Origin of the sequence: Microcoleus sp. BM001215392 (assembly GCF_036700185.1) — a bacterium.
Taxonomy (GTDB): Bacteria; Cyanobacteriota; Cyanobacteriia; order Cyanobacteriales; family Microcoleaceae; genus Microcoleus.
In genome coordinates this window covers 1-5,166 of sequence record NZ_JAUBOJ010000464.1, presented here as the reverse complement: position 1 = coordinate 5,166, position 5,166 = coordinate 1, and the positions used below count along the sequence as shown (strand labels likewise).

Genomic DNA, 5,166 nt, shown 5'->3' with positions numbered 1-5,166 from the left:
CAACTGCCAACAGTCAACAGTCAACAGTCAACAGTCAACAGTCAACAGTCAACTGCCAACAGTCAACAGTCAACTGCCAACTGTCAACTGACTACTGACTAATTCAAGTTGGCGCCAACTCTTTTTTGGTCAACTTGGCATATCGATCGACAATTTTGCGGAATTCCTCACCATCGATGGTTTCTTCATCCAACAGCGCTTCAACCAGTTTGTCTACCAAATGGCGGTTTTCGCGGATGATCCGGCGGGCTTCTTCGTAGCAGTCAATCGCGATTTCCCGGACTTGGCGATCGATCTTAATTGCCATTGCTTCAGAATAATCCGATCGCGAATTCCAGTTTTGGCCCAAAAATACCTCACTGTTCGGACTTTCCAAAGCCACAGGCCCCAAATTCGACATTCCGTAAAGCGTTACCATCTCCCTCGCTAGCTTGCTAACTTCTGTGATATCGCTGCTGGCGCCCAGAGTTACCTCCGCATCGCCGTAAACTTCTGCTTCCGCCGCCCGTCCCCCCAAAGCTACTGTAATCCGGCTTAACAGCCACGCCCGACTCCTCAAACCTTCGCTGTCGATCATTTCGTCGTCGAGCACGTAGTTGGCAAAGCCTGCAATGCCACCGGAACGGGGAATGATCGTTACTTTTTCTAGGGTGTCGGTATTTTTGAGCATCGTTGAGACGAGGGCGTGTCCGATTTCGTGGTATGCTACAAGCCACTTTTTCTTACTGTCGAGCAGCGGGTTGAGTGTCAGCCCGATCGTGATCCGGTCGATCGCATCGTTAACTTCTAAGTTACCGATCGTGTCTTTACGTCGCCTCGCGGTGAGAATAGCAGCTTCGTTGAGCAAGTTTGCCAAGTCAGCGCCCGAGAAGCCCGGAGTGCGGCGGGCGATCGTATCTAAGGCAACTTCGCCGTCGAGTTTTTTGTTGCGCGCGTGCACTTGCAAAATCCCCAAACGCCCTTTGTAGCTGGGCAAATCTACCGTTACTTGGCGATCGAACCTACCGGGCCGCAGCAAGGCGGTATCGAGCACGTCGGGGCGGTTAGTAGCTGCAATCACAATCACGCCGCTGTTACCCTCAAAGCCGTCCATTTCGGTCAGCAACTGATTGAGAGTTTGTTCGCGTTCGTCATTTCCGCCGCCGATACCGGCGCCCCGCTGCCTTCCCACGGCGTCTATTTCATCGATGAAGACGATGCAGGGCGCATTTTCTTTAGCTTTGCGGAACAAGTCGCGCACGCGGGAGGCGCCGACTCCGACGAACATTTCCACAAATTCGGAACCGGAGATGCTGAAGAAGGGGACGGCTGCTTCGCCTGCGATCGCTTTTGCCAACATGGTTTTACCTGTTCCCGGAGGCCCGATTAACAGAACTCCTCTGGGAATTTTGGCGCCGATGGCGTTGAAGCGTTCGGGTTTTTTGAGGAAGGTGACAACTTCTTGCAGTTCTTCTTTAGCTTCTTCGATTCCTGCTACGTCGTCGAACATCACGCCGGTTTTGGCTTCCATTTGGAAACGGGCTCGGGATTTGCCGAAGTTCATGGCATTTCCTTGCGATTGGGTCGATCGGCGCAGGATTGCCATCAACACTGCCAGCACTGCAAAAATCACTAGCAAGTTTACTACTAAACTGACTGCTGCGGTGTTGTCTGCTGTTTGTTTGACTTCAAAGTCAATCTTTTTGGCGCGGATTTGCGAGTAGAGTTCTCGGTTGTTGTAGTCGAAGAGGGTAACAATTTGCGCCTGATCGCTTTTTTGATCTTTTAACCTAACTTTGGCAGTTCTTTGGATTTCGTCTATTTCGACTTTACTGACTTGCCCTTTTTCTATGTTCTCGATGAGTTGGCTGTAACTCATGGTGTTGTTTGGCGGGCTATCGGCAAAAACAGGGGTCGAGAGCAATATTCCTTGAGAAATCACCAAACTTCCCAGGAGGCGCCAAAGATTCCGTCCTGGAATTGATTTTTTAGGATGCTGCTGGCTCGATTTGTCTTTATTTACAGCTAGATGCCCCAGCCATGCGTGTTTCCAAGAATTTTTCATATTGCTGTGCCGCTTGTTGAAGATTGCCAAGATTGATTGCTTTTAGTTTGCTACGTTCGTTTATTTTAACAAGATGCCGGGTGTTGAATGGGTTTATCTCTCGCTGGGTTCTTAAGAACCCGCTTGAGATGCTGAGTTTTGAACCCACTGCTGCTCAAGAAACCGGGTTTTTCCCGGCATCAGGGGCTTTTACCAAGAATTTTGGCAAAAACCCGGTTTCTGTGCCCCTCCACTGAACTTACCAGAAAGAATTGGTTTAAAGCCCGCCCGCCCGATCGGGATCAATTAAAATCCGACTATTCATTACTCCAATCCTCGGACTTAAGGATAGAGGTCGCTCTTAACTGTCACAGGTCAACTTTCACAGGTCAACTGAATGAAGCACTGCGAGTCAGAAACCGGGTTTTTTACCAAATCTGTCCGCTATCACCCAGGATTTTGCTCCAAAAACCCGGTTTCTGAGCCACGTCCGTCAATCTCAAATCCCCAATCCAAAATCTCAAATCGATTGACACTTGCCGATCGAATTTGTTAGATTAATCATAGTCGTAATGAGTACGGTTTATTCAAGCAGTTATTGTTTTTAAGTTTTATGGTAAAGATTGTCGGCATTGGTGGAAGTTTGCGGGCTGGCTCCTACAGCCAGTTAGCGCTGACGGTAGCAGCAGAGCGGGCGCAGGTACTGGGTGCCGAAGTAGAAATCTTCGATTTGCGAACCCTCGATCTGCCCTTCTGCGACGGCGAGAATGATTATCGCGATTACCCGGATGTGGAAAAGCTGCGGAATGGGGTACGCCAAGCCGACGGATTGATTTTGGCAACGCCGGAGTATCACGGTAGCGTTAGCGGTGTTCTCAAGAATGCCCTAGATTTGATGAGTTTCGAGCATTTGGACGGGAAAGTTGCAGGTGGGATCAGTGTTTTGGGAGGACAAGTCAACAGCAACGCGCTTAACGATTTGCGAACGATTTTGAGATGGGTACACGCTTGGGTAATTCCCGAACAAGTTGCGATCGGACAAGCTTGGAAAGCTTTTAGTCCCGACGGTAAATTGTTGGATGATAAGTTATCTGAAAGGTTCGATGAATTTGCTAGAAGTTTGGTAGAAAACACCCAAAAATTGCGAGGAGTTTCTTAGCCGGCGGCTTGCTTTCGCCAGTAGTCATGGGTTATTGGGAATTGGTGATTGGTGATTGGTGATTGGTGATTGGTGATTGGTAGCAACCAACAATAAGTAATGACGACTGACGACTGACGACTGACGACTGACGACTGACGACTGACGACTGACTTCAAAATGGCATATCGATCCTATCCCCGAAAGGATGCGGTACGTCGATCGGGATTCTTCCGGGTTTTGACTCATACTTGTCAATCCAGTTTTTGGCCAATTCCAAAGCTTCCTCCTCAGTTTTGGCATTTTGGACGGCGACATGACGGTTCCCGTGGCTATCCCAAACCTCCACGTAGAATACCTTCTGGGATTGAAGAATCCAACCTTTATAAGTGTCTGCTGGTTCCATAGTTAAAATCGTAAAATAATCGGGCGGGGACTTGGACTGGCGACCTAATTGTAAATATTGCACCGTGTAAAATGAATTTTACGGGGATTTCTATAGTATTTTTGGAAAAAAGTCAGTTTTACGGTTAACCTCATGACTAGAGTCAAGCAATTATTTAACTGGAGAAATTATCTCCAACCAGCAGCCCTGGCGATCGCGATCGTCCTGATCGCATCCCAGATAGCGGTATTGCCGGCATTGGCGACGGGCGTTTACGAAATGCCAGTGTTGTCGGCGGGCGATCGAACTTGGGTGTTAGACAAAGGCGACGTACTCAGCCGCAGCAGCGAAAGTAACATCAGCAGCGTGCTCGACACCCTAGAACAGAAAACAGGAAAACAAGTCCGGTTTGTCACCATCCACCGCCTAGACTACGGCGAAACGATTGCCACCTTCACAGATCAACTGTTTGAACAGTGGTTTCCCGACAAAGAAGACCAGACTAATCAAATTTTACTCGTTCTCGACACTGTTACCAACAGCGCGGCAATTCGCACCGGAGAAGGAGTGAAGTCCCTGCTAAGCGATGAAATTGCCCAGAGTGTAGCTGGGGAAACTGTGCAAGTGCCGCTGCGGGAAGCCAACAAATACAACGAAGCATTTACCGCAGCCGGTTCGCGGATTGCGACTGTAATGTCCGGCGAACCAGATCCGGGTGCTCCTAAAGTTGTGGACAACATTCAAGTGGAAAGCACGTTTAAAAAAGCTGAAGAAACAGACCAAGGTAATGCCACAGTTATTGTGGTTGTGCTGTTGGTGTTGGCTACAGTAATTCCGATGGTGACTTATTTCTGGTATCAAGGTTTTTCTTGAACAGTTGACTTGTGACCTGTGAGTGTTGACGCTTGGACTAATCTTGAATGTATTCTCGATCGTTCAATAATGCAATTTCTGCCCGCACAAATTCCCGTCCCAGATAAGCCGCGTGATCGAACATCGTCACCGGGCTGGGGCGGGTTTCTTCTAAGATTTTGACGCAAAGTTCTTTGGCGGTTCGGCCACTAAAAAGTGTGACTTCCGTGCGTTCTACTTTGCCGCGGGCGGGGATCGGTTTGCCGGTTTCGGGATCGACAGCCAGACCGCGATCGTCGATAATGTTGGTGAAGTGTTTGGCGCAAATTAGGCTGGTTTCGCGATCGATGTAAATGATGAAGTAGCCGCCCGGATCGAGGTCGAGGTGACGTTTGGATAGCTTGTCATCGATGGCGGTGAGGTTGTCCAAGGTTTGACTCATGGTTGGTGAAAGGAAGTAGATAATAGCTGCTGTTTGTTTTGCTATTTCTAGTTTAGTCGGCTGCGGGACAAGTTTGGGAGTTTTTTGGGCGATCGACATTCTACACGATATCTGTAGGGACAGGACAATGCCGTGTCCGGCGCGGGGTTTTGGTTTAAATTAGTATTATGAACCGCAGAGAGCGCAGAGAGCGCAGAGTGAAAGAAGAGAGAGTAACAAAATATGTTATCGGGTGCATCTCATTTTGGCAAATATATTCGTAGGGGCTCTCGCATTTCGGCATTAAATCTCTGGTTCTCACTAATAAATTGTCTGCCGAAATGCTT

Annotated in this window: 5 protein-coding genes; 2 read left to right on the top strand and 3 right to left on the bottom strand. The window is 48.7% G+C overall.

The genetic code is table 11. The features are described from left to right. Nucleotides 1-103: 103 nt before the first annotated feature. On the bottom strand, nucleotides 104-2,044 hold the full coding sequence (ftsH, locus tag QT974_RS30760; RefSeq protein ID WP_333472168.1) for an ATP-dependent zinc metalloprotease FtsH: 1,941 nt from the start codon (nucleotides 2,042-2,044) through the stop codon (nucleotides 104-106). A gap of 592 nt (nucleotides 2,045-2,636) precedes the next feature. Here ftsH and QT974_RS30755 point away from each other — a divergent pair. Next, nucleotides 2,637-3,182, top strand: coding sequence for an NADPH-dependent FMN reductase (locus QT974_RS30755; protein WP_333472167.1), 546 nt, complete (start codon nucleotides 2,637-2,639; stop codon nucleotides 3,180-3,182). 154 nt (nucleotides 3,183-3,336) lie between these two features. Here QT974_RS30755 and QT974_RS30750 read toward each other — a convergent pair whose 3' ends face one another. Continuing rightward, complete coding sequence (locus tag QT974_RS30750) at nucleotides 3,337-3,567, bottom strand: hypothetical protein (RefSeq protein ID WP_333472166.1); 231 nt, start codon at nucleotides 3,565-3,567, stop codon at nucleotides 3,337-3,339. Between the two features lie 132 nt (nucleotides 3,568-3,699). Between QT974_RS30750 and psb32 the strand changes: the two genes are divergently transcribed. After that, the gene (gene psb32 / locus QT974_RS30745) at nucleotides 3,700-4,419 is read left to right on the top strand and encodes a photosystem II repair protein Psb32 (RefSeq protein ID WP_333472165.1); all 720 of its coding nucleotides are present in this window, start codon (nucleotides 3,700-3,702) and stop codon (nucleotides 4,417-4,419) included. A gap of 37 nt (nucleotides 4,420-4,456) precedes the next feature. Here psb32 and QT974_RS30740 read toward each other — a convergent pair whose 3' ends face one another. Then, nucleotides 4,457-4,840: a DUF4346 domain-containing protein gene (locus QT974_RS30740; RefSeq protein WP_333472169.1), complete on the bottom strand. Its 384-nt coding sequence runs from the start codon at nucleotides 4,838-4,840 to the stop codon at nucleotides 4,457-4,459. Nucleotides 4,841-5,166 lie beyond the last annotated feature (326 nt).

Excerpts from the sequence above, each read along its gene's own strand:
- ftsH (WP_333472168.1), bottom strand. The coding sequence starts at position 2,044 with ATGAAAAATTCTTGGAAACACGCATGGCTGGGGCATCTAGCTGTAAAT.
- psb32 (WP_333472165.1), top strand. The coding sequence starts at position 3,700 with ATGACTAGAGTCAAGCAATTATTTAACTGGAGAAATTATCTCCAACCA.
- QT974_RS30740 (WP_333472169.1), bottom strand. The coding sequence starts at position 4,840 with ATGAGTCAAACCTTGGACAACCTCACCGCCATCGATGACAAGCTATCC.
- QT974_RS30750 (WP_333472166.1), bottom strand. The coding sequence starts at position 3,567 with ATGGAACCAGCAGACACTTATAAAGGTTGGATTCTTCAATCCCAGAAG.
- QT974_RS30755 (WP_333472167.1), top strand. The coding sequence starts at position 2,637 with ATGGTAAAGATTGTCGGCATTGGTGGAAGTTTGCGGGCTGGCTCCTAC.